The 23546-nt window shown below is 39.6% G+C and carries 25 protein-coding genes and 2 tRNA genes; 18 read left to right on the forward strand and 9 right to left on the reverse strand.

Annotation, left to right across the window (positions count from 1 at the left end; translation table 11 throughout):
- Positions 1–10 precede the first annotated feature (10 nt).
- Both FKG96_RS21100 and FKG96_RS21105 read left to right on the forward strand, forming a co-directional pair.
- Positions 11–967 (forward strand): LysM peptidoglycan-binding domain-containing protein, encoded by a 957-nt coding sequence (locus tag FKG96_RS21100; RefSeq protein WP_013667882.1) that lies wholly within the window; start codon positions 11–13, stop codon positions 965–967.
- 189 nt (positions 968–1156) lie between these two features.
- Positions 1157–1789, forward strand: coding sequence for a uridine kinase (locus FKG96_RS21105; protein WP_130856816.1), 633 nt, complete (start codon positions 1157–1159; stop codon positions 1787–1789).
- Here the strand turns inward: FKG96_RS21105 and FKG96_RS21110 are convergent.
- The 5 genes from FKG96_RS21110 to FKG96_RS21130 form a co-directional block, all read right to left on the reverse strand.
- Complete coding sequence (locus tag FKG96_RS21110; RefSeq protein ID WP_130856815.1) at positions 1786–2445, reverse strand: CoA transferase subunit B; 660 nt, start codon at positions 2443–2445, stop codon at positions 1786–1788. The two genes, FKG96_RS21105 and FKG96_RS21110, sit on opposite strands and share 4 nt — an antisense overlap.
- 75 nt (positions 2446–2520) lie before the next feature.
- Complete coding sequence (locus FKG96_RS21115; RefSeq protein WP_130856814.1) at positions 2521–2886, reverse strand: four helix bundle protein; 366 nt, start codon at positions 2884–2886, stop codon at positions 2521–2523.
- A 70-nt stretch (positions 2887–2956) separates the two neighbouring features.
- Entirely contained in the window at positions 2957–3652 is a 696-nt protein-coding gene (locus FKG96_RS21120) for a CoA transferase subunit A (protein WP_130856813.1), read from the reverse strand.
- 481 nt (positions 3653–4133) lie between these two features.
- On the reverse strand, positions 4134–6503 hold the full coding sequence (locus tag FKG96_RS21125) for an endonuclease MutS2 (protein ID WP_149106000.1): 2370 nt from the start codon (positions 6501–6503) through the stop codon (positions 4134–4136).
- 141 nt (positions 6504–6644) lie between these two features.
- Positions 6645–7301, reverse strand: coding sequence for a DUF4296 domain-containing protein (locus tag FKG96_RS21130; protein ID WP_130856811.1), 657 nt, complete (start codon positions 7299–7301; stop codon positions 6645–6647).
- Between the two features lie 149 nt (positions 7302–7450).
- Here FKG96_RS21130 and FKG96_RS21135 point away from each other — a divergent pair, with 149 nt between their 5' ends.
- From FKG96_RS21135 to FKG96_RS21155, 5 genes are all read left to right on the forward strand, one after another.
- The gene (locus FKG96_RS21135; protein WP_130856810.1) at positions 7451–8116 is read left to right on the forward strand and encodes a YggS family pyridoxal phosphate-dependent enzyme; all 666 of its coding nucleotides are present in this window, start codon (positions 7451–7453) and stop codon (positions 8114–8116) included.
- A 683-nt stretch (positions 8117–8799) separates the two neighbouring features.
- Positions 8800–9240 (forward strand): GNAT family N-acetyltransferase, encoded by a 441-nt coding sequence (locus FKG96_RS21140; RefSeq protein ID WP_013667891.1) that lies wholly within the window; start codon positions 8800–8802, stop codon positions 9238–9240.
- Between the two features lie 122 nt (positions 9241–9362).
- A complete protein-coding gene (locus FKG96_RS21145; protein ID WP_165447010.1) occupies positions 9363–10139 on the forward strand; it encodes an RsiV family protein in 777 nt (258 codons plus the stop codon).
- Positions 10139–11407, forward strand: a complete 1269-nt coding sequence (locus tag FKG96_RS21150; RefSeq protein WP_013667893.1) for an aspartate kinase — start codon at positions 10139–10141, stop codon at positions 11405–11407. The genes FKG96_RS21145 and FKG96_RS21150 overlap by 1 nt, the downstream gene beginning before the upstream one ends.
- Positions 11408–11514: 107 nt before the next feature.
- Entirely contained in the window at positions 11515–12693 is a 1179-nt protein-coding gene (locus FKG96_RS21155; protein ID WP_130856807.1) for a class I SAM-dependent methyltransferase, read from the forward strand.
- A gap of 17 nt (positions 12694–12710) precedes the next feature.
- Here FKG96_RS21155 and FKG96_RS21160 read toward each other — a convergent pair whose 3' ends face one another.
- Both FKG96_RS21160 and FKG96_RS21165 read right to left on the reverse strand, forming a co-directional pair.
- Positions 12711–13343 carry a DUF502 domain-containing protein gene (locus FKG96_RS21160; protein WP_013667895.1) on the reverse strand — a complete coding sequence of 211 codons (633 nt, stop codon included), beginning with the start codon at positions 13341–13343 and terminating at the stop codon, positions 12711–12713.
- 19 nt (positions 13344–13362) lie between these two features.
- Positions 13363–15825 carry a bifunctional UDP-N-acetylmuramoyl-tripeptide:D-alanyl-D-alanine ligase/alanine racemase gene (locus FKG96_RS21165; protein ID WP_149106001.1) on the reverse strand — a complete coding sequence of 821 codons (2463 nt, stop codon included), beginning with the start codon at positions 15823–15825 and terminating at the stop codon, positions 13363–13365.
- Positions 15826–15979: 154 nt separating this feature from the next.
- Here FKG96_RS21165 and FKG96_RS21170 point away from each other — a divergent pair, with 154 nt between their 5' ends.
- The 8 genes from FKG96_RS21170 (at position 15980) to FKG96_RS21205 (ending at position 19558) form a co-directional block, all read left to right on the forward strand.
- Positions 15980–16468, forward strand: coding sequence for a regulatory protein RecX (locus tag FKG96_RS21170; protein ID WP_130856805.1), 489 nt, complete (start codon positions 15980–15982; stop codon positions 16466–16468).
- Between the two features lie 100 nt (positions 16469–16568).
- Positions 16569–16641: transfer RNA gene (locus FKG96_RS21175), tRNA-Gly, on the forward strand.
- Between the two features lie 51 nt (positions 16642–16692).
- Positions 16693–16778: transfer RNA gene (locus FKG96_RS21180), tRNA-Leu, on the forward strand.
- Positions 16779–16983: 205 nt separating this feature from the next.
- Positions 16984–17559 (forward strand): Crp/Fnr family transcriptional regulator, encoded by a 576-nt coding sequence (locus FKG96_RS21185; protein ID WP_130856804.1) that lies wholly within the window; start codon positions 16984–16986, stop codon positions 17557–17559.
- A gap of 70 nt (positions 17560–17629) precedes the next feature.
- Positions 17630–18070 carry a carboxymuconolactone decarboxylase family protein gene (locus FKG96_RS21190; RefSeq protein ID WP_013667900.1) on the forward strand — a complete coding sequence of 147 codons (441 nt, stop codon included), beginning with the start codon at positions 17630–17632 and terminating at the stop codon, positions 18068–18070.
- A 126-nt stretch (positions 18071–18196) separates the two neighbouring features.
- A complete protein-coding gene (locus tag FKG96_RS21195) occupies positions 18197–18754 on the forward strand; it encodes a hypothetical protein (protein ID WP_130856803.1) in 558 nt (185 codons plus the stop codon).
- Positions 18754–19200: a hypothetical protein gene (locus FKG96_RS21200; RefSeq protein ID WP_130856802.1), complete on the forward strand. Its 447-nt coding sequence runs from the start codon at positions 18754–18756 to the stop codon at positions 19198–19200. The genes FKG96_RS21195 and FKG96_RS21200 overlap by 1 nt, the downstream gene beginning before the upstream one ends.
- A gap of 97 nt (positions 19201–19297) precedes the next feature.
- Positions 19298–19558, forward strand: coding sequence for a hypothetical protein (locus tag FKG96_RS21205; protein ID WP_013667903.1), 261 nt, complete (start codon positions 19298–19300; stop codon positions 19556–19558).
- 41 nt (positions 19559–19599) lie between these two features.
- Here FKG96_RS21205 and FKG96_RS21210 read toward each other — a convergent pair whose 3' ends face one another.
- Positions 19600–19983, reverse strand: a complete 384-nt coding sequence (locus FKG96_RS21210) for a PAS domain-containing protein (RefSeq protein WP_130856801.1) — start codon at positions 19981–19983, stop codon at positions 19600–19602.
- Between the two features lie 267 nt (positions 19984–20250).
- Here FKG96_RS21210 and FKG96_RS21215 point away from each other — a divergent pair, with 267 nt between their 5' ends.
- Positions 20251–20442, forward strand: coding sequence for a cold-shock protein (locus tag FKG96_RS21215; protein ID WP_013667904.1), 192 nt, complete (start codon positions 20251–20253; stop codon positions 20440–20442).
- 185 nt (positions 20443–20627) lie between these two features.
- On the forward strand, positions 20628–21446 hold the full coding sequence (locus FKG96_RS21220) for an NYN domain-containing protein (RefSeq protein WP_130856800.1): 819 nt from the start codon (positions 20628–20630) through the stop codon (positions 21444–21446).
- 89 nt (positions 21447–21535) lie between these two features.
- On the opposite strand, the gene FKG96_RS21225 is transcribed toward FKG96_RS21220, so the two are convergent.
- Positions 21536–22957 (reverse strand): sulfatase, encoded by a 1422-nt coding sequence (locus tag FKG96_RS21225; protein WP_149106002.1) that lies wholly within the window; start codon positions 22955–22957, stop codon positions 21536–21538.
- 384 nt (positions 22958–23341) lie between these two features.
- On the opposite strand from FKG96_RS21225, the gene FKG96_RS21230 reads away from it, so the two are divergent.
- A complete protein-coding gene (locus FKG96_RS21230) occupies positions 23342–23503 on the forward strand; it encodes a hypothetical protein (protein ID WP_207303774.1) in 162 nt (53 codons plus the stop codon).
- The last annotated feature ends 43 nt before the right edge of the window (positions 23504–23546 follow it).

Consider the following 23546-nt stretch of genomic DNA (forward strand, 5'->3'; position numbering starts at 1 on the left):
TGTAATGTATATGAAGAATAAAAAAATATTAAAAGGCTTAGGCGTGACTGTTGCCTGTGTCTTAACAAGTAGTGTTGTTTTTGCGAATCCGATAACAAGGGATTCGATAGGAGTTGAAAATCAAAATGGTAAAAAAGTAATTCTACATAAACTACAGACCAGAGAATCTTACTACTCTCTTGGACGCAAATACAACCTGAAGCCAAAAGACATCATTGATTTTAATGCTAATAAGTCGCTCAAAGCTGGTGATGTCGTTAAAATTCCGACCGGCGCACCCTTCTCGAACCCTGCAAACAATGTTGTAAAAACTGCGACTCCTAGCTCAAAGCCTCCCGTTAATGGCGGTGCAGCTATTACCTCCCAGGGAACCGATTATATTGAATACAAAGTAGGTGCAAAGGAAACGCTTTTTTCCATTTCAAAACGCTTTGGAGTAACTGTTGATGCGATTAAACAAGCGAACAATTTATCCGGCAACTCTTTAAAGGAGGGGCAATTAATCAGAATCCCGAATACATCTATAGAGGAAGCCGCCACTGATCCCAGTGTTCCAAAGAAAGTAATTAGCAACGAAGAGTTAAACGGTGTAACAAGCGAAAACGAACAGCAGGTTGCAAGCGGCAACGCCAATACGATTGAAGAAGAACCGGAAGAAACACCTAAAGAGGATAGCACACCGGCCAATCGCTACGGAATCAAGCAGGTGACAGCAAGCGGCATTGGAATCTGGATGGACGACTTAAATGGCGAAAGCGGCAAAATGCTCGCCTTGCATAACTCCGCTCCGGTCGGCACCGTAGTTAAAATTACCAACCCGATGACCAATCGAACTACTTATGCAAAGGTTGTAGGTAAATTCAATGAGACATCGGAAAATAAAGATGCTATCATCGTTATTTCCAAATCCGTGGCTTCATTAATCGGTGTAATTGACAGACGGTTTCAGGTTAATATCTCTTATTAGTTAAGTGGTTAAGTAGTTGAGTGGTTGAGTCGTAAAGATGTCATGTAGTTAATTAGCTAATTTGATAATGGGACTACGTGAGATTAAAGCCTACGGCTATAGCTTACGCCTTAATAATAGTTAAGTAGTGAATCAATACTAACAACGAATAGCTAATAACGAATAACTAAAGTCTAATAGCTAAAAAAAATGTCTAAAAAACCTTATGTCATTGGTATCGCTGGCAGTAGTGGTTCGGGAAAGACGTTCTTTCTGAAGTGTTTTCTTAATCACTTCAAAGATCATGAAGTTACGTTAATCTCTCAGGATGATTATTACCTGCCAGCCAACACCAAAACGCAAGAGGAAAACAAACTGTATAATTTTGATGTACCTGCTGCTATCAACCGAACGCTTTTTTATCATGATATTAGCGCGCTGATTGCAGGGAAGACGGTCTTTAAAGAAGAATACACTTTTAATAATCCGACAATTAAGCCAAAAATGTTGGAGATAAAGCCAGCTCCCTTATTAATAGTAGAGGGGCTATTTATTTTCCATTTTGAAGAAATCAATACACTTCTGGACGAGCGTATATTTCTTCACGCAGATGAACATATTGCATTAGAGCGCCGACTTCGACGGGACCTTATCGAACGGGGGTATTTTGAGGAAGATGTCAAATACAAATGGTATAATCACGTACTCCCCAGCTTTGATGAATATCTTTTTCCCTACAAATCGCAGTGTGATTTAATTATCGAAAACAATAAGGACGATACCGCGATGATGGTACAAGTAACTGATGAAATTTCCGCACGCTTACGGAAAAAACTATTTTAAAGTCTCATTTCCGGAATATTATCATCGGCTATAAACTTGCCGGCGGTTGCATTCCGGATTTCATCCACACTCAGTCCAGGTGCTCTTTCTAAGAGGCGAAAGCCTCCGTGTGGTTCAATAACAAAGACGGCTAACTCGGTAACAATCTTCCGAACGCACCTCACTCCTGTCAAAGGCAAGGTGCAGGATGGAAGCAATTTACTTTCACCTTCCTTGTTAACCTGTTGCATCGCAACAATGATATTTTTGGCAGAGGCTACCAGATCCATGGCTCCCCCCATTCCCTTGACCATTTTGCCCGGTATTTTCCAATTGGCAATATCGCCATTTTCCGAAACCTCCATAGCTCCCAGAATCGTCAAATCTACCTTCTGAGCCCGGATCATTCCAAAACTCATTGCTGAGTCAAATATTGCCGATCCGGGAAGCGTTGTAACCGTTTGTTTGCCCGCATTAATTAAATCCGGGTCGACTTCCTCTTCCGAAGGATATGGTCCCATACCAAGCAAACCATTCTCCGATTGCAGTACAACCTGAATATCTTCAGGTATATAATTGGCTACCAAGGTTGGTATACCGATACCGAGGTTAACGTAATAACCGTCTTTTATTTCCTGCGCAATGCGTTTGGCTATTCCTTGTTTGTCTAGGGTCATGGTGTTAGTTGTTAAGTTGTTGAGTTGTTGAGTTGTTGAGTTGTTAAGTAGTTAACAGCAGTGTCGAATATATTGTCATTCCTTTCGTTTCTTAAGGTAAAGTATATATCCATTCAAAAGTGCTATACATTTTTCTAGATCGGCTTTGCATTTATCAAATGTGGCGTTGTCAATATATTGTTCATCCAAAGCACATATTAAATGATCGAGTATCTCATACAGTGACCCTCTTGATTGTCTACAAAATTGGATGTTTTCTTGATAATGAAATCGGCCGTACCCTTCCGCAATATTTGCAGTAACTGATCTAGCTGCTCTTTTCAATTGATCTGATAACCTATATTTTTCTTCATTCGGAAGAAGTTTTATAACTTCACCCAATTTGTTTCTAAAGCTTCGACAGTGTTTCCAAACCTCTAGATCCTCAAACGTGCTGGTCATTGAATTGTACTGTTTTTCAATTTTTGATGCGAATCTCACTACTTAACTACTTAACAATTGGTCTACTTGACTACTCCCTTATGGTTCTCTTCTCAATTCTTTTTTCATATTTTTCTCCTTGGAATATGCGATGTACATAAATCCCGGGCGTATGGATATGATCCGGATCCAAGGATCCAACAGGTAACAACTCCTCGACTTCCGCAATGGTTATTTTTCCGGCCATGGCCATGATAGGATTAAAATTACGGGCCGTTGAGCGAAAGATAAGATTCCCGGTTGTATCTCCTTTCCAAGCCTTTACAATGGCAAAATCAGCATTGAATGCCATTTCTAACAAATAGTCTTTATCGTTAAATCTTCTGATTTCTTTGCCTTCTGCCACTTCGGTTCCTACTCCGGCCGGTGTAAAGATTGCCGGCATTCCATAACCGGCCGCCAAGCATCGAGTGGCCAAGGTGCCTTGCGGTATTAACTCAACTTCTAGTTCTCCCGAAAGTAGCTGACGCTCAAATTCTGCATTTTCTCCAACGTAAGACGCGATCATCTTTTTTAGCTGCCTTTTTTGAAGCATTAAACCGATTCCGAAATCATCTACACCGGCATTATTGGAAATACATGTTAAGTCTTTCACTTCTTTTTTCACCAATGCGGCAATGCAATTCTCGGGTATCCCGCATAGACCAAATCCCCCGAGCATAAGTGTCATTCCATCCTGAATGTCTCTAATAGCTTCATCGGCATTGTTCACTACTTTATTAATCATGGCTATCAAGTTTAAAAATCGGCTGCAACGACGTTAATTTACAATTTTGGTTCTATAAAACAAAAGGCTGTAAACAATAAACTATAGGCTGTAAGCAATAAGCCATAAGCCGACTGATGCGCGTAACTAAGAACGCTGCCCCTCGTTATCACATTAGCTAATCATCACATTGGCTAATCGGCTAATTAGCGAATTAACTACTCAACCACTCCACAACTCAGTGACTTAACAATTCCAAAAAACATTTAGAATTAATTTAAATAATACTTACCTTTGGCAGCGTAAATTGATGAAGATGAAGGTATTGAACATTTTTGAGATGGAGCTGGTAAGAAATGGCTGCCCGTTAGATCCTGAAAACCACAAAGGACTGAATCCTTATACCGGTTGTTGTGAGTTCAAGAAGTGTTGCAAAAAATATAAGAAGGGCAAGCGTTGTAAAAAATGTCCCAATAGGTAAAGAATTAGCCCATTCGATAGGCTAATTCAAATATACATACGTTATTCCATCACCGCCTCTATCAGCATGTTCGTCTTCCATCCTGTTAACCTGCGAATATTTACGTAAATAATCCCGTATCATTTTTCTAAGAATACCATCTCCTTTACCGTGAATAACCTTTAGGCTTGGAAAACCCAACATAATGGCCTTATCTAGGTGCTTTTCGATCGCCTGAAGGGCGTCTTCTGTGCGCATGCCCCTTACATCCAATTCAGGATAAAATCCCGTTAACTCTTCGGTAACCATTGCGCTATGAGATTTACGAATTTCTTTTGGAACCTCTTTTGTTGCTACTTTTTCTACACGTTTTCTTTTCACCACCGATCGCAAATCACCCATCGCCAAGATAAGGTTATCTTTCGCAACTTCCAGTACCTGAGCCACATTACCTGATTCTATAATTTTCACCCAATCGCCAACGTGTATTTCTTGGTTATTAGCGACCGTAGCTCCTTTCGTTTTTGGTTCATTGAGTTGGTGGCGTTCAAGCTCTTGCTGCAAGTGTTGTCTAGCTGCCTTCGTTCTCTCTCTATCTGCTTTGCTCTCCTTAATTTCTGAAATCGTGTTTTCCACTAACCTGTTGGCATTTTTTATAATTTCCTGGGCTTCTAGCTTAGCTTGTTTAAGGATTGTCTTTTTATTCTCGTCTAAATAGCGTTGCAAAGCTTCGGTATCTTGTTGTAACTTATTGAGCGCAGTTTCTCTTTTCTCAACTAAACGCTTGGTATCCAGGATTGTCTTCTTTTCCCGCTCTAAGTCAACAAGTAAGGTGTCAACCCGCTTTTGTTGTGCACCTATCTTTTGTTTTGCTGCTTGTAGAACCTCCGTTGGCAATCCAATTTTTTGTGCAATTTCAAAAGCATAAGAACTACCCGGTTTCCCGATTTCTAAAATATAAAGTGGATGCATGGCTGCATTATCAAAAAGCATGGAAGCATTTTCCAGGCCTTCTGTCGCATTAGCAAAGTTCTTCAAATTAGAATAGTGAGTAGTAACTACCCCTCTTATTTTTTTACGGTTCAAAACTTCCAATACCGCTTCCGCTATCGGGCCACCGAATTGTGGATCAGTACCTGTGCCAAATTCGTCAATAAGCACCAACGTTTTACCGTTCGCGTGTTCCGTAAAGTATTTCATCTTCGAAAGATGAGCACTATAGGTACTTAAGTCACTTTCGATCGACTGGTCATCGCCGATATCAGCAAAAAATTGTTTAAAAACACCTATCGTCGACGACTCGTCCGCCGGAATCAATAATCCGGCTTGGGCCATTATTTGCAACAAGCCGATGGTTTTCATCGCTACCGATTTTCCGCCTGCATTAGGTCCTGAAACAACGATTACGCGCTGCTGATTATCTATTTTGACATTCAACGGCACAACTGTTTGTTTCTCCTTCTTAAAATTGAGCATCAGAAGGGGGTGTCTGGCGTTTATCAGTTCAACGGCAGCTTCTTTTGATAACTGTGGCATATCCGCTTCCAATTCGATTGCAAATAGTGCCTTGGCTCGCACAAAATCAAGTTTACTAAGCAATCCATGATAGGCTAACAAGAGCGGAATATTGGGACGTAATGTATCCGTTAATTCAATTAAAATACGGATCACTTCTCTTCGCTTATCAAATTCAAGATCGCGGACTTTGTTGTTTAAATGAAAAACTTCTTCGGGTTCGATGAATACCGTTTGCCCCGTAGCCGATTCGTCATGAATAAAGCCCTTCAACTTGCGTTTGTTTTCTGCCAATAGCGGGATGCATAAACGGCCATCTCGAACGGTTAGGTTTCCGTCTGCCGTCCAGCCGTTTCCCTGAGCGCTTTTAAAAACATGGTCAATCCGTTTGCGCGCCTCCTGCTCTGCTTTGGCAATATTGGTGATAATTTCTGAGAGAAGCGATGAGGCGTTGGGCTTAATTTTACCTTTCGCATCGATTACGCGTTCAATAGCATTTACAATCCCTTTTTCTATTGGCAAGTGCTCGAATAATGCTTCCAGATTAGGATAATGTCCATTTCGGTCGTTAAAATATCGGATAACTGCAAATACAGTTTTCAACGACAGTAGCACATGAAAAAACTCTTCTTCTGTCAAAAACACCCCCTCTACCCTAGCCTTTTCTGCGAGGGCACGTATGGGATACAAATGTTCTATGGGCAAGGGGGAATCGTTCAGTAATATTTCTTTAAATTCATAGGTTTGACGCATGAATTTATTGATCTGGTCAAACTGATGCATCGGCTGGATTTTGTCCACCATTTGCCTTCCCATTTCACTTAAACAGTATGCTTTTATTAGTGCCTTGATTTCGGTAAAACCCAATTTATCAACAGCATTCTGAGGATATATCATTCTATTTAACTTTAGGTAGCGCTGTAGGCTGTAAGCCGCAGAGGGTTAGTCCCTACTCAAGTACTTACTACTCCACTACTTAACTACTCAACTTTTAACCATTGACTAATTGGCTAATTAAAAATTTGGCTAATTAACAACTTAACGCCTCTTCGACTTAACCGGCCCCTTTATTTTCAACGAGTCTGCCGGTTTGGACTTCTTGATTGAATCTATGGGTAACAACAACTTACTCAATTCGCTATTTCCATTCGGAATATAAAGGATTCGTTTAACCAATGCCTTCTCCAGGGGCAAAGACCATGCCTCCGATTTACGGTTAGCCGAATCGGTATGCTTCCGATAAAGTAAATTTTTGGTCAACTGAAAATTCACCGAATCAGCCTTTATTTTGTCTAGACTATCTTTAATGGACGCACTCTTTAAAGAATCGGCCACGAAGACCTTTCTCATTTTTGCATCTATCTTCGCTTGTTCATCCTTTTGATATTGCTGCAACCGCTTTTGCACCTCGGCATAAATCTGATTCAATAAGCCCGGATCTTTTGAATAGAAGACGAGGCTTTTGTTAAACCCAGCCGAATCAGTGTCATATTTTTTAAAGATGGAAGCATAATAATTTTTCGCCAGCAAGCGAGACGAATCCATGGGTAAGGAAGACAGGTATCCTTCAGCCAGATGAAAATCACATAAAAGTGGGACCATCTTCTTTTGGGCGATAACTCCTTCAGGCACCTTCTCCTTATTACAAGCCGCTAACAAAAACACTGAAAGAATTACTATTAATAACCGAGTCATTTCTTTAAATTCGCACAAACTTAGATAAAATGCTTTTCATATGCAATTAGTTACCTTTGCGTCCGCTTTAAAGCAGGCGTTTAGGTTGCGATGAGTAATTGTCCAAGAAAGGTACAAGTGTGGGCGGGCGAAAAAAATTGATAAGAGAAATGAGTATTAGTGATAATTTAGAAAAGATTAAAAAAGAAACAGATTCGGTAGGTGTAACATTGGTAGCCGTTTCAAAAACCAAGTCAGTAACTGAGATTCAAGAAGCTTATGACGCCGGACAGCGCACGTTTGGAGAAAACCAGGTACAAGAGTTGCGCGATAAATACGAAGTTTTACCGAAAGATATTGAATGGCATATGATCGGTCATTTACAAACAAATAAGGTAAAATATCTTGCGCCCTTTATCAAATTAATTCAATCTGTTGACAGTTTGAAATTGCTTCAGGAAATTAATAAACAGGCGTCAAAACATGACCGAATCATTGATTGTCTTTTGCAAATTTATATTGCGGACGAGGAAACGAAATTTGGCTTGGCTTACGACGAAGTAATCGAACTACTACGATCCGACGAATTCAGCATACTTAAAAATGTTCGTATTGTTGGTCTAATGGGAATTGCTACCAATACCGATAATGAGAAGCTGATCAAAGAAGAATTCTATGAGTTAAAAACACTTTTTAATGGCATTAAAGCCAGCTTCTTTCGAAAAGACGACGCTTTCAAGGAGTTATCGATGGGTATGTCGTCCGACTATAAAATTGCCATTGAACAAGGGAGTACAATGATTAGATTGGGAAGCACCATATTTGGGTCACGTTGAGTTGTTGAAACGTTAAGTTGTTGAGTCGTTAAATAGTTGAGTCGTTGAGACGTTGAATAGTTAGGTGACTACTTAACTACTTTCCTACTAAACTACTTAACTAGTTGTTGAGTCGTTAAATGGTTGAGTCGTTGAGACTTTGAATAGTTAGGTGACTACTTAACTACTTTCCTACTAAACTACTTAACTAGTTGTTGAGTCGTTAAATGGTTAAGTCGTTGAGACGTTGAATAGTTAGGTGACTACTTAACTATTTTCCTACTAAACTACTTAACTAGTTGTTGAAACGTTAAATAGTTGAGTCGTTAAATGGTTAAGTCGTTGAGACGTTGAATAGTTAGTGACTACTTAACTACTTTCCTACTTAACTAGTTGTTGAGTCGTTGAATAGTTGAATAGTTGAGACGTTGAATAGTTAGGTGACTACTTAACTATTTTCCTACTAAACTACTTAACTAGTTGTTGAGTCGTTAAATGGTTGAGTCGTTGAGTCGTTGAATAGTTAGGTGACTACTTAACTACTTTCCTACTAAACTACTTAACTAGTTGTTGAGTCGTTAAATGGTTGAGTCGTTGAGACGTTGAATAGTTAGGTGACTACTTAACTACTTTCCTACTTAACTACTTAACTACTCCCCAACTATTTCCCTACTAAACTACTTGACTATTTTATTACACAAAGCATGATACGTAAAGCGCAAAAAGAAGACTGTTCGAGAATTTTAGAATTGATACATGAGTTAGCCTTGTATGAGAGGGCCCCGGAAGAGGTGACCGTTAGTCTGGAAGAAATGGAAGATGCCGGCTTTGGAGCGAATCCCGTATGGGAGGCTTTTGTAGCTGAAATTGACGGCGTTATACAAGGTATTGCTTTATACTATACACGTTATTCGACTTGGAAAGGGCGACGGCTTTATTTAGAGGACTTAATTGTTACCCAAGAAATGCGAGGTCGTGGCATCGGCAAGCTTCTGTTTGATAAAGTTATTGAAGAGATGCAGAACAAAGGCTATAGCGGTATGGTATGGCAAGTATTGGAGTGGAATGAGCCTGCGATAAACTTTTACAAAAAGTATCGCGCAACTTTTGATTCCGAATGGGTTAACGTTTCGATAAACAATTAATAGATTACCTTGTTAATTTGTCTAATATGCCGTTTTGTCTCTTCCTTTAATAAAGTGCTGATATGTTTAGAATAAAAAAATCTTTACTGATAAACGCTAGCCTGCTACTAACTTGTGCAAACATGCTGTTCCTATCATGCAATCTTAACAACGAACGGAGAACTGTCGCAAAAGCTGACACGCTCCGTTATCGGTATCAGCATTATATATTATCAAGTAAGGAGGTTGTGGATAACGATGGAAAAAAAGACACGACTTATTTCAAAGCGATTTTTCCTGAATTTGAACAAAAGGAAATCAATGATTTAATCAAAAGACAGTTTACAGCTAATAGGCAGCCCGACACGCAATATAATTCAATTGAACAAGAAGCAAAAGCATTTATTGAAAACTATGAAGATTTTGTAAAAATGGACGAATATCCCCGTGCCTGGTATTCTGAAATGCACGCAAAGGTATTACAAAACAAACCTTCTTTTCTATCTCTATCCTTAGAACTTAGCGACTATACAGGCGGAGCACACGGGAACTATAATACACTTTTTTACAATTACGACCCGTTAAAAGTCGACACCATTGGACTTGAAAAGATTATCCCTGTGGAAAAGCAACAATCGCTAACCAAGATAGCAGAAGTGATATTCAGAAAACAGGAGGGACTATCTACCGAGCAAGCACTGGACGAATCCTATTTTTTTGAAGATAATCGTTTTCATTTAAACAATAACTTTACCCTTACCCCAAAAGGTTTATTATTTTTGTATAATGTATATGAAATCAAACCTTACGCAGCAGGCATCACAGAATTGATGATTCCCTATGAGCAGATCGACTCATTGATGACGGAGGAAGGCAAACATATACGAACCCAGCTAAGACAGAATATTACAACAAATTAATGCAGGTATTTAAATTTGGAGGTGCATCTGTAAAGGATGCCGACGGGGTTAGAAATGTTGCCCGTATCGTAGAAGATTATAAAGATCAACAGCTTATTATTGTAGTTTCAGCCATGGGCAAAACTACGAATTTATTGGAAGAAGTAACAAAGGCCTATTATAACCAAGAGCCGGAGCTATACAACCTTTTCGAAAAAGCCAAAAAATTTCATGAACAGGTGCTAGACGAGCTATTTGAAGATAAACAGCATTCCATTTTTGACGAGGTCGCCAATTTATTTGTTGAGATCGATTGGATCATTGAAGAGGAGCCGCAAGACGCTTATGATTACTTGTATGATCAGATTGTTTCTATTGGTGAGCTGGTCTCTTCGCGCATTATAGAAGCATACCTGAGAAAAGTTGATATACATAGTCTTTGGATTGATGCTAGAAACTATATCCACACCGATAATACTTTTCGAGAAGGGCAGGTAAATTGGGAAAAGACCGAACGCAGCATGCGATCTTCGATTCCCGCTCTATTGGAGAAAAATATACTGGTTACTCAAGGCTTTATTGGTAGCACCTCTGAAAATTTCACGACTACCCTAGGCAGAGAAGGCTCTGATTATACCGCAGCCATTTTTGCTGCTTCCTTAGATGCAGAGCTAGTAACGATATGGAAGGATGTTCCCGGGGTGCTCAATGCAGACCCAAAATGGTTCGACTCAACTGAATTAATACCTGAACTTTCTTATTTAGATGCGATTGAGCTTACTTATTATGGAGCCACGGTAATACATCCGAAAACAATTAAACCTTTACAAAACAAGGGGATTGCGCTAGCCGTACGCTCTTTTGTTGATACCAAGAACAACGGCACAATCATAAGGGCAACCAATAATACATTACCGGTCTCCTCTTTCATCTTTAAAGTAAATCAGGTACTCATTTCTATTTTGCCCAAGGACTTTTCTTTTATAGTTGAGGATAACTTCAGTCACATCTTTGATGTGTTTGCCAAACATCGGTTAAAGATCAATATGATGCACAATAGTGCAGTTAGTTTTTCGGTGAGCGTCGATTATGATGAACAAAATATCGTTTCTCTGATTAAAGAGTTGAAAAAACAATATGATGTGGAGTTTACACGCGACTTGGAGCTCGTAACCATACGATATCATAATCCGCAAACAATTGAACGGGTATTGATAAATAAAGAAGTGATCATGCAGTTACAGGACAACTATACCTGCCAAATGCTTATTCGATCGGTGGGTAGTTAATTAGTTCGTTGAGTTGAAGAATCGTCGAGTAGTTGATTAGCTGTTGTGATTATATGGGCGATAGTCGATTGCTGCAAGTTGATTACTAGTCCTAAAAACCCAAAAAAATGAACCAAGCGATTTTAAAACCGGAAGTGCAAAATTTCTTGCGGGATCATATCCAAGCATCTCCCGCTTCAATAGCCTTAGGGAAAAGTCCCTTTCCGGATGTAAGCGCCCCTGAACTGGCCGAGCAGCTAGATGGGATGAAGCGAGCTCAAAAAAAATTACCGCAATGGTTTAATACAACGAATATCTATTACCCGGGCCTCTTGGGACTCGAACAGTCTTCTTCATCACTTACCGGCGCCTATAAAAGAGGATTAATAAATGTCGGCAGCTCGATTGTCGATATTACCGGCGGATTCGGCGTTGACGACTATTACTTTGCTCAACGCGCACAGCAAGTAATTCATTGCGAGCGCAATGCCTCTTTATCACGGATAGCCGAGCATAATGCCAAACAACTTGGCGTTACGAATATTCAATTTTTCCCGAATGACGGCATCGGCTACCTTCATTCCTCCGATAAAGTTTTTGATTTTATTTACATCGATCCCTCGCGAAGAGTCAAACAGCAAAAGGTGTTTAGGCTAAGCGATTGTGAGCCCGACGTAGTTATGCATGGACCTTTGCTTAAACAGAGAGGTAAAACTGTGTTAATAAAAGCCGCACCGCTTTTGGATATACAGGCAGCTGTTCATGAACTTTCGGGAGTTACCGACGTTCACATTATCAGTGTACACAACGAATGCAAAGAGCTGCTATTTGTTTTGCGTAATAACCCTACAAACGCAATCACTTTTCATTGTGTGGCGCTTAGCAACAAGACTTCAGACATTTTGCGCTTCAACGAGGAACAGGAGAAAACGAGCCAACCTGTTTTTGATAATCCCGGGAGGTACTTATATGAACCGGATGCAGCGCTGTTAAAGGCAGGGTGTTTTAAATATACGGCCGTTCATTTCAACTTATCGAAGTTGCATCAACATACCCATTTATATACCTCCGAAACTTTCAAAGAAGGCTTTATTGGCCGCTGTTTTGAGGTTATTAAAGTAGAAACGTATAGTGATTTCAAAAAAAATAAGAATTCAACTCAAGGAAATGTATCCACGAGAAATTTTCCATTGAAACCGCAAGAATTAAAAAAGAAGCACAAAATAAAAGATGGCGGTGATCAGTATCTATTTTTCTGCACCGGCCCCCAAGAACAGCTTCTTGTACTATTTTGCAGAAAGCGTTAAATTAAGATCACCATTAACTATTCGGCAGAGGGCTTTATATCTTTCATCTCCTCGTGTTCTAATCCGCTTACCCCACCCGAAACCACGAGCTTCATGGCATCTGTTGCGCTCATTTTTAGCGGTGTTACACGTTTTGCCTTTACCACACAAACTTGCCCGGCAAAAGAGTAGGAATACGGAAAATAAACAATAACATCTTCCGGCAAGTGTATTTTACGAAGATCGTGCTGCGTAAGAAAGCCGATTTTCTTGAGTCCCGTTTCATTCACTTCTACCAGAACCGGCTCGTTAAATTTTTTCTCATCCCCAACAAATGCCTCTGTAAAATCTTTAATCGACGAATACAATGTACTGAATAGCGGTACTCGGTTTAACAATTTATACAATCGATTATAGATTGGCTCGGTAATAAAATTGGTAACGATCACACCGGCAAGGATTAATATCAGGATCATTATGACAATACCTAAGCCCGGTATATACAGCGGTTGTCCTGTTTCGTCGCGTATCAGCCAACTTAGATTTAAAGCGGAATCAATTGTTGCTACGATCCAAAAGATCAATAGTAAGGCACCTGCTAAAGGCACCAAAAACAAAACTCCTTTGATTAGGTAGTTTAATAACAATCTCAACAATGTTCTATTCGACATTTTATGGGGTAGATTAAATTTATTCAAAGTAATAAATGCGTCTTACGCGTTGTGAAATACTTGTTAGGATTTCGTATGGGATAGTCCCGATCGCTTTTGCCAATGTTTCTGGAGAAAGTTCCTCTCCCATTACCAAAACCTCCTCTCCTTCCCTAACATCAATCCCTGTAACATCCAACATACACATATCCATACAAATATCTCCAACAGTGGGTACAAGCATTCCTTTTATAAGCATCTTTCCAACGCCATTGCCAAACCTTCGACTGTATCCATCGGCATAACCGATCTTTACCGTAGCAATGGTGCCGTCGCCGCTTAAACGCCCGTTCCTATTATAACCCACTGTATCTCCAGCCTTTATATACTTAACTTGGGTAATCCCCGTACGGAGGCGAGTTACCGACTGCAATGGCAAAGAACGATATTCATCTGCTGAGACACCATATAGCCCGATGCCCAAACGAACCATATCAAATTGTGCTTGCGGAAAGCGGGAAATAGCAGATGTATTAGCTATATGCCTAATAAAATGATAACCTAAGCCACGCGTTAAATCTTGCGTAAAAACATCAAATAACCGTATCTGTTCTGATGTAAAGTTATCGTGTTCCCGGATCCCGCTTGCCGCCAAGTGCGAAAATACACTTTTTACGACTATTTTATCGGTTCTTTTCAATTTGGCCAATAATCGATCCACATCGTCCGGTTCAAAGCCTAATCGATGCATACCTGTATCCACCTTAATGTGTATCGGATAGGCTTCCATCTTTTCTGAAGGCAACTTGCTGATAAAAGCTTCGAGTTCAGAAAAGCTATATATCTCCGGTTCAAGACGATACTCAATCATTTGTTCGAAAGTATCCTCTCCGGGGCTCATTACTACGATAGGAAGCGTGATACCACTTTTTCGAAGAGCAATCCCTTCATCGGCATAAGCAACCGTTAGGTAATCCACTTTATTAAATTGTAACAAATTAGCAATTTCAAAACTTCCACTCCCATAGGAAAAAGCTTTTACCATTACCATCAATTTAGTGCCTTGCTGCAACAATGATTTATAAACATTCAAATTGTGCTCCAGCGCATTTAGATTAATTTCCAACGTAGTTTCGTGCGTTTGTAGCGTAAGCGCTTTACTGATGTTTTCAAAGCCGAAAACCCGACTGCCTTTAATGAGTATTGTACTATCTCGAATCTCAAGCTTAGGTATATTTGTCAGCAATTGTTCTGTTGTATCAAAGAATTGGGTATCCATACGAAATAATGCTGCATTTTGACGAAGGTGTTTTCCTACGCCAATCAATCGATCAAGTCCTTTGCCTTCGAGCATGGAGGCTACTTTTGTATAAAGTGCCGTTTGATTTTGCCCTACTGTCGGTAAATCGGAAAGTATCAGCATTTTACGTGAATGTTGTTGCTGTTGTTTCAGAAAGTCTAAAGCGATCAGTAAAGATGACAGATCGTTGCTATACGAATCATCGATAATCGAGTTGTTATTAATGCCCTTTTTAAGTTCTAAACGCATACTTACAGGAAGGAGACGTTTCACACGATCAACGATAACCATCGCTTCATAACCTATTGCTAACATAAGGGCCCAGCAACAAACGAGATTTTCTATAGAAGCCTTATCCACGAATGGCACAGTTAGCACATAAGACTGTTGAAGGTACGTTGCTTCTAACACGTATTGCGATCCGTTTTCCTTGAGAGAAGCCGTTACCTCCAGCTGAGCGCCTTTGCCGATTCTCCATGTAAAATGATGTCGACCAGGTACCTCTATTGCTGAATCTACGTATATCGGGTTATAAACGATTTTATCAGCATCTTTAAAAAGCTTTAACTTTTCAATGGTCTTTTCTTTAGTGGAAGCAAAACCATCATCATGAGCATGGCCGATGTTTGTTAATATACCAATTGTTGGCTTCACCATTCTTTCAATGGCTTCCATTTCACCTACTTTACTAATACCGGCTTCAATAATGGCTAAATTATGTTGTCCATCCATTTGCCAGAGTGATAAAGGTACACCAAGCTGTGAGTTATAACTTTTTGGGCTCCGAACAATGTGGTATTCCGGAGATAGTAATTGATAAAGCCATTCCTTTACGATAGTTTTGCCATTACTTCCTGTAATCGCAATTACAGGATATGCAAATTGCTTCCGATGGTAGGTAGCCAACTGTTGTAATGCATGCAGTGTATCCTGCGCAAAAAGCCAATTGCAATTAAGGTAATCGGTAATGTTAACAGCTTCTGGCCTGACAACAAAATTCCTGACACCTGCACGGTAGGCCTCTTGCACATATTGATGTCCGTCTCTCCTTCCAGGCAGCGCAAAAAAAAGAGCGTGTTTCGCATCCGTTATTTTGCGACTATCATAGGCTAGCGTATAAACAATGGCTGAAGGATCAATTAATTCGGAAGCTACTGCAACAATAGTTGCTATATCTTGTACAGTATAAATCTTATTGCTCATTTCATGCTATATCTGGATATTTGGAAAGGCCAAAAGAAAGCCGTCTTTCTTTGAATAAGCAGTGGTTTTAGAACCTTTTTCTAACCATTTACCTTTGCAGGTCCAAAATTGAGTATTTTTTAGGAATACGGCAATTTTTTACGACTTTAGAAGTATGGACTACGAGAAAGAGATAAAACAAAAAAAGCTGACAAGACAACAGGCCAAATCAAAAGCGGAAAGCTACTGTGCCTATCAAGAAAGGAGCCAACAAGAAATGCGTGATAAGCTTTACAGCTGGGGGCTTCATCCAGTGGATGTTGAAGAAATTATTTCTGACCTTATTACCGAAAATTTCTTAAACGAAGAACGCTTTGCTTTAGCCTATGCTTCGGGAAAGTTTACGATCAAAAGTTGGGGTAAGATAAAAATCAGACAGGGACTAAAATTGCATCAAATTTCACAGCGACTTATTCACAATGCTTTGAACCAAATCAACCAACAAGCATATTATGATAAGTTGCGTGGATTGTTAGAAAAAAAAGCAGCGCATTTGAAAGAATCAGACCCTTATAAACGAAGAAATAAGTTGGCTCAGTACGCACTGTCCAAAGGCTATGAAAACGACTTTATTTTTGATATACTGACTAACAATAACTTATAAAATACTTTACATTTTTTTAAAAAATAATTTGCCAGAAATTGAAAACTGCCTATATTTGCATCACCAAAACGGAAAAACGGTCTCAAAAAGATCGAAACAAGCGAAAGTAGCTCAGTTGGTAGAGCGCAACCTTGCCAAGGTTGAGGTCGCGAGTTCGAACCTCGTCTTTCGCTCCGAATCCTTTCTCTCGAGAAAGGATTTTAATTTTAAAAGCTAGTATAGCTGCCTAGGTGGTGGAACTGGTAGACACGCAGGACTTAAAATCCTGTTCGCCTTAAAGCGAGTGCGGGTTCGATTCCCGCCCTAGGTACGAAAGCCGCAGTTTAGCAACTGCGGCTTTTTTTGTAATAAATTATGACCTCTTCACCTTCGATTGAATAGTAAAAATGTCCAGAATGGATTCATCAATTCGTTCTTTGGTTTGGTTCCTTCCGTCAAGGAAAAGAGCACTTTCGTAAAAAACGAAACCGATAACCATATAAAATTTTATCTTAGTATTTTAAATAGCTGTATATATGGCGCAAGAACTACTTCATCATTTACGAAAATTCATTAAAATATCTGCAGAAGACTTTCTTGACGTGATTCCTTATTTTAGCGGCAGAAGTTTACAAAAGAAAGATTTTCTATTAACTGAAGGTCAAATATGTAAATCCAATTATTTTGTGATAAAGGGTTGTTTACGAATGTACTTTGTTAATGAAAAAGGAGTTGAACAGACAACACAGTTTGCCATCGAAAATTGGTGGATAAGCGATTATATGGCTTTTCAACATCAGGCAGCGACGTCTTTTTTTATTCAAGCGGTAGAAAAAACAGAAGTCTTGATTATCGACCGTATCGTGCAAGATAAACTACTTGATCGATTTCCGATTATGGAAAAATATTTCCGTCTAACTTTTCAACATGCTTTTGCAGCTTCTCAAATGCGCATGAAATACCTATATGACTTCTCCAAAGAAGAATTGTACCGGCATTTTAGTACGAATTATCCTTCCTTCATCCAGCGAATCCCGCAGTACTTATTGGCATCCTACCTTGGCTTTACACCTGAGTACCTTAGTGAACTCAGAGCTAAAATACGTTCTTAAACCAGTTTAAGATTTATCTCCACCTTCTTCCCGACCTTTGAATCCATAAAGAAATACAAATTGTAAGATTATGAAAACGAGAGTCAATGTGCAGGCTGTAGAACCGGCCGCTTATTCAGCTATGTTTGGATTGGAAAAATATTTACAGGGAACTTCACTGAAGAAATCGCATAAGGAGTTGCTAAAAGTGCGGGCTTCGCAGATAAACGGTTGTGCCTTTTGTTTGGATATGCATACAAAAGATGCCATAAAAGGTGGTGAAACAGCACAGCGTTTGTTTTTGCTTAGTGCTTGGCGTGAAACCGATCTATTTGATGAAGAGGAAAAGGCTATATTGGCCCTGACAGAACAAATGACACTTATCCATCAGGGAGGCGTATCTAATGAAGTATATGAGCAAGCCGCCAACCTATTTGACGAGCATTACTTATCACAGTTAATCATGGCTATTGTTACGATCAATGCTTGGAATCGAATCGCGATTACTACCCATTTACCGATTTCCAAATAAGCATCCAGTATAATGCGGTGATAAAGAAGATGTCTAAAAAAGTGTCGCTCGACACGCGAAGAAAATATCTTTTTAGACATCTTCTTTCATTTTTAGTTTTAATTTTGCACCCGCAAAAAAACATTAATGAACTGGAAGAAAACGATCCGCATATCTTTTGTACTCTTTTTATTAATTATCCAAAGCTTATTTCTTATTGCTATTCTTTTAGAGCATCAGCGTACTACTTTCATTCCGATCTTTGTTATCTTCATTTCCATCGCGCTCACCATAACATATCTTAGGGCGCCCCTCCACCACGAAGAACATACTTATGAGCACATTTTCGTCGCTCTCTGGATTCCTGTTGGTGCTTTATGTTCCTATTATATAAATAACATATTACATTTAGGGCCTGTCATGGCGGCGGGCATGGTAGGAACAAGTGCCTCCTTTCTTCCGAATTTAAATAAGCGTTCACATTATTTAAAACAGCTTCCGCCCGCTTTTTATTGCGGAGCCTTTATCGGGATGTCAAGTACCAAGGTGGCATCAAGTATGCTTTTCATCTTAGCCGCCAGTATCTTCACGGGCATGTTGATGATTCTCTCCAAGAGCCTTTTTTCAGGTCTTGGTGGCAAGTTAGGTGTTCTCGCATTTGCCGGTGTAACCATTACATCTTTGATTTTTTTTCTTATTTTCTGATGTCTGTACTGATTTTATTCATTGTAAGTTTTGCTGCCGCAATTAGCACTTTCTATGTCAACGAGCATCTAAAGCAAGGTCCTGTCCGCTCATCAGCCTTTTTATCTTTAAGTATTGCGATCTTCTTCTTTTTATTTCCCAAGCTTTTATCCCCATACCTCACGACGAATATTCCTGTGGTTTTTATTGGCTCGTCCTTTATTGGTATGGTATCCGCACGTCTTGTTTCAAATTATTTTTTAATCGGTGCTGCCGGACTTGTTTTTTGCACGGTTTATCTCAATACGAGTAGTTTTTTTAACGGATATGGGGGAGCTTTGGGGACGTCTGCGGCGATTTCGTTACTCGCAGTACTCAGTTTACCTATACTGAAAGCAAGCGGCAAGTTCACAAACGGCTTTCATCTTTTGCGTAAAATCGTTTTTAACAGAAAACTACGAAAATGACCTTGTTTCCATTAACCATCGAAAATGTCAATTACGTACACGATTTTGAAAACAATTAAGAAAAAACTCGCGAAAAAATTATTTTTGCGTCTGCTTTATGGAAGATACGATTTTACCTGACGAGACATATTTTTATAAAAGCCAACCCCTAAGGGTAACTTTCAAGAACATAGACTACGAGGTTAGAATACTAAATAAAGACATCAAGAAGACCGACACATCGGTCAAAATCTTATTAGATGGTATCGTGCAAACCTTAGAGAGGTCAGCATCACAATGGTATTTTAGCGGATCAGATGATGATCCTGCTTTCGCGCAAGCAATCTGGCATTCCATTTCGCTACGATACCGGTTATAATCAATTGCTAAAAGTCGAAACTTGCGCCCTTTAAACAATCATTACAGTTCTGTTCTTCCTGAAAAATCAGATGGAATCCGAGTTGAAATCGTAATCCTCAGTCCTTGTTGCTTTGGCATTATTTTTAGACAAACGCAGGAACCGGATATATTTAGCGTTGTATAAACCACATGTTCCATTCGCTTCAATATGGCCATATTAATTGTCTGATAATGATAGGCGGGTAATTTTTCGCACAATACATCCCACAAGCTACTTCCTTCCAAATTTACATCGGAATATCCCAATAATTCGGCAGCTTTTTTATCTACCTTTACAATTTGATGCTCGCTGTCCACTTCTAAGTGACCTACGTCCGGCGATACTGTTCGGAGCATAACCTCGTGGAACCGGTCCGGTAATGAGGGAGCAGATGTCCTCTTCATACTTTCTGATCTAAACTATCTATGAAACAATTAAGGGGTATAATTTGTTTGCAAAGTTTGATGCTTAATAAGGCCAGCATATTTTTAACAAGTTCGTTACGTAGGCCATACGGCAACGATCATCCTTTGAATAGACAACAAATATTAAACCACGTATTGTAACAGGCTCCGAACACAGCGAAACTAAAATCAAAAAAACTTGTATATCAATAAATTATACGTATCTTTATAGCAATTAATATATTTTTTTATTTTATCTATTACACCATGCAAAAAGGCATAGTAAAATTCTTCAATGAAACCAAAGGATTCGGTTTTATTACTCCACAAGATGGCGGACGCGAAATTTTTGTTCACAGCTCCGGATTGAAAGACCGTATTCGTGAAAATGATGATGTTTCATTTGAAGTACAACAAGGCCAAAAAGGTCCAAATGCAGTAAATGTTAAGTTGATTTAATACAACTCCATGATATTGTCTTTAAACCGCATCAATGCAAATTGATGCGGTTTTATTTTTGATAATTGCTACTCGGTAAACAATGAATAACTCGCGTATCGTTACAGGATCGATAGTACCCCTTAAAAAAGTTTATTGATATCTTTGCAATAAAGTATTTAATATGGATCATACAAGATGATGCAATGGGTATAAAAAAAGAAAATGCAGATTTGAATATTGCCGTTCTTATTGATGCAGATAACGTTTCAAGTACTAAGATAGAAGGTATTTTAGATGAGGTAAAGCGGCATGGCACTCCTTCTATCAAACGAATCTATGGCGACTGGACTAGCACCTATGTTGCCGGGTGGAAAGAACCATTACTTACTCATGCCATCACGCCCATACAGCAGTACAGTTATACCACGGGGAAAAACGCAACCGATTCTGCACTTATAATAGATGCAATGGATATACTCCATACCCAAAAAGTGGATGGTTTTTGCATTGTCTCCAGCGATAGCGATTTTACAAGACTTGCCATTCGACTCAGAGAGTCGGGAAAGCTTGTATTAGGCATAGGTCAAAAGAAAACACCTAAACCATTTATTGCTGCTTGCGATAAATTCATTTATATTGAGATTCTATATAATAGCCGCGAGTCTACAGGCAGTGGAACACAAGCGCTAAATAAAGAAAAGGAACCTACCGAGCGGGAATCTCTTCGGAGTGCGGACGCAGAAAGCATCAGCCATAATTTTCTTAAATTAATAAAGAACACGATTGATGACGTTGCCGATGAAAGCGGATGGGCATCACTCGCTGAACTTGGTGCCTTGCTGAACAAAAGGAAACCCGATTTTGATCCTCGTATATACGGGTTTAGCAAACTGACACCCTTCTTTAAATCACTTAGTCGACATTTCGAAATCGAAGAAAAGAATGTCGAAAATTCTAAAATCAAACACGTATATATCAAGAATCGGGAACTTCTAAAGTCAAGTCGTAAAAAAGCAAAATAATGACGATGATTAACTCTTCGACAAATAGTGATTATTCAAGCCTATATTAAATTCGCTACGCCAAAACTTACGCAAACAGATATTAGAGATTACTCACCGGGAGGGAATCGCTTTTTTAGCGCTATAATCAGCTCCTGCTTTATTTTCTCATAAGCCGGATCATCTGTCAAATTATAGAACTCGTTGGCGTCCGTTTCATGATCATAAAGCTCGGCTCCTGCTTTACCGGCATCCCATTCGGTATATCGCCATCGCTCCGTACGAACGCTTCGTCCGATTACTCCATTTGGCCTTTTTACCTGAGTATAAGCGGACTTGGACCATCGGGCTTTCGGATTATGAAGGAGTGGCACTAAACTTTCCCCCTCCAAGTCTTTCGGAGCGGGGATATCGGCTAATTCGGCGAGCGTAGGATAAATATCGAGTAGTTCCACTGTACGATCGGAACGTTTGCCGCCACTAATCCTTGGCACGCGAAAGATCAATGGCACGCGCGCGGATGTCTCAAAAAGGCTCTGTTTCATCCACTGCCCGTGATGCCCGACATTGTAACCGTGATCACTCCAGAAGACTATAATGGTGTTTTTTGTAAGATCCAATTCGTCCAGCGCATTTAGTACTCTGCCCAGCTGTGCATCCATAAAAGAGATAGAAGCGTAATAAGCCCGAAGTGCTTCTCTTTGCTTTTCCTCACTCAATCCCCAATGCGCGGGTTTTGTAAACAAAGCATCCTCCGGTATATCATCTAAATCATTCGGCAATTGCTTCGGCAACGGAACCGTCTGGAGTGGATATAGATCAAAATATTTTTTAGGTGCTACGTAAGGTGTATGCGGTCTAAAAAAACCAACAGCTAAGAAGAATGGTTTTCTTTTGCTTTTGCTTTGCATCAACAATTTGATTGCTTCAGTTGCGATTAGTCCGTCCGTCTGCTCCTCATCCGTACCTTGGGCATTGAAATAAGACAGGGCAGACCCCAAGGGCCGGTCCGGCGTCAAATTTATAACTGCTGATTCTTCCGCTTTATCACGTCCCTTCGGATTGATACGTATGTCCCATGAAATTGAGTCGTCCAAACCGTTCGTACCGATCTGGGAGGGTACACCATAGTGATAAATTTTTCCGACTCGCGCAGTGAAGTAACCGCTATTTTTAAAAAGTTGTGGCAGGGTTATGACATTCGGTAAAGTCTCACGGAAGTGGGTTTTAAGTTCGTATACCTTGGTTACGTCCGGTGTATGACCGGTTAGTAGTGAACTTCGACTGGGGCTACAAAGTGGGTATTGATTGTAAGCCTTGTTGAATTGGATTCCTTCAAGCGCTAGGCGATCGATGTTGGGCGTCTTCACATACGTTTGTCCATAGGTTCCTTCATGATTGTTCAGATCGTCGACAGCGATGAATAAAATATTTGGTTGTTCTTTTTCTTGCCTCGCAATCCCGGATGAATTGCAGAAAATAACCAAAAGAAACAGGAATAAAACAGATCTGAAGTCTACGAAATAGCGCATAATGATTGAATTTAGTTACAACGCAGGCTTGCAACGCCAATTGAAAAGCCTTTATTTTAGTAATGATTAATGCGCATCCCACAAGTCGGTACGCACGCTCTTGTCATTCGTTTTTTTTACAATAATAAAAAAATACTACTAATCTTATAGTCTTTATAAAAATATTTTTTCAAATAACCTCGCAAGCACTTACGGTTCCGTTAATCTTTCAAAAGAGAAGAAGTACAAAAGTATAGGTCAATTTATCCCTTTACGTCAACTTCAAATCAAATCACAATGCCTTTGGTTCAGGCATTAGGAGTAATTGCAAAATAAAAAAATATGAAAAAAACGATTAACAAACCAAGCGTTAACATTCATGAGTTTAACACAAACACTTAAAGTATGGCACAGACAAATCCTCCTGTAAAGGCAGCGAATGATCCCTCTATTTTTAAGGAAATACGGGGGTTCTTAAAAGAATTGAACGCGGGTGATGGCAAACCAATTGAGCAGTTAGGTGCGGAAGAAGCGCGTCAGGTATTGTTGGCGCGCAGAAATCGGTAGAAGTAGATTATTCAGGTATTACAGAAACCGAAAGGGAAATTTA

The sequence above is a fragment of the Olivibacter sp. LS-1 genome (assembly GCF_008245145.1).
Classification (GTDB): domain Bacteria; phylum Bacteroidota; class Bacteroidia; order Sphingobacteriales; family Sphingobacteriaceae; genus Olivibacter; species Olivibacter oleidegradans.